Annotated in this window: 1 protein-coding gene; it reads left to right on the forward strand. The window is 51.7% G+C overall.

Annotation, left to right across the window (positions count from 1 at the left end; translation table 11 throughout):
- Positions 1-123: 123 nt before the first annotated feature.
- Positions 124-1,440: asparagine synthetase B (locus D6783_02505; protein RME53255.1), on the forward strand; the 1,317-nt coding region annotated here is incomplete at its 3' end.

A 1,440-nucleotide genomic window follows, 5' to 3' on the forward strand; every position in this document is an offset into this window, starting at 1 on the left:
CCTCAAGGATTCATGACCTTTTGTTTATCTTTTCTCTTTCAATGCCTCTGTTCAATGCCTTTGTCGGGACAGACCTTCTTTCGAGACAAACCTTTTTTAATGCGGCATTTTTCCTGCGGTCTTATGTGCGGTATTATAGGAATCTTTCCCGCTGGCGAAGACATGAACAGGAATCAGGATGCTGCCCGGCAGAAACTGAGGGAGAAGATTGAGGCAGGCGTCAGCATGCTTGAATCAAGAGGCAGGGACGGCAGCGGCATCATGAAGGCAGGTAACGGATTTTTAGGGCATGCCCTTCATGCTGTCGTGAATCATGTGCCCCAGCCCGTTGCCAACGAAAAGGCAGGCAGCATTCTGGTTGCGAACTGCGAGATTTACAACTGGAAAGAACTCCGGGTGGAGCATCATTCTCCCAAGAATGATGCGGAAGCATTGTTGTTTCTTCTTGATTCCGTTGACCTCTCTGACGACAGGGAAATAGAGCGTGCGCTTTCCCTTCTGGACGGCGTGTATGCCTTTGCGTATTTCCGCGGGGGGAAGCTCCTCGTTGCGAGGGACATCATAGGAGTAAAGCCGTTGTGGTTCAGCCATTCCGGCGGGTTTGCCTTTGCTTCTGAGAAGAAGGTTCTGGAAAAGCTCGGGTTCAGTCCTGTTTTTGAGCTCAATCCAAGGCACTTCATTGTTCTTGACGCGGCAGGCGGCAATCTTCATTCGTTCGTGAGGGATTACTTTGATGTCTCGCCTGTTGAGTCGGACATCTCAGAGGACGAAGCGGTAAAGAAAATCTCTGCTCTCCTGGAGGCATCGATAAAAAAGCGCGTTCCCTCACGGGACAGGAAAGTGGGCGTTCTCTTCAGCGGCGGCGTTGACAGCACTCTCGTTGCGCTTCTTTTGAAGAGGGCAGGTGTTGATTTTACCTGCTATACGACTGCTGTTGCCTGGGATTCTGCCAGGCTGCCTGAAGATCTTGTTGCCGCGAGGAAAGCTGCAAAGCTTCACGGCCTTCCGCTCAAGGAAATCCTCCTCTCGCCTGATGATGTTTTGAATGCTCTTCCAAGAATTGTGCCTTTGATTGAGGACACGAATGTTGTCAAGGTGGGAGTTGCCCTTGCTCTTGATGCTGCTTGCAGGCATGCTTATGCTGACAACTGCAAGGTTGTTTTTTCCGGTCTTGGCAGCGAGGAGATTTTCGCAGGCTACCAGAGGCATCGTTCCTCCAGTGACATCAACAGGGAGTGCCTTGCAGGTCTGAGGAAGATTTACGAGCGCGACCTTTACCGTGATGATGTTGTGAGCATGTCCAACGGCGTTGAGCTTCGGCTTCCCTTTCTGGACAGGGATCTTGTCCGGTACTCCTTGAAGCTTCCTGCTTCCCTCAAAATCAGGGAGGGCGCTCGCGCGGGTGGTGCCACGCAAAGCGTTTCGCAAAGCACCTCACAA

This window comes from Candidatus Woesearchaeota archaeon, from assembly GCA_003694805.1.
Classification (GTDB): domain Archaea; phylum Nanobdellota; class Nanobdellia; order Woesearchaeales; family J110; genus J110.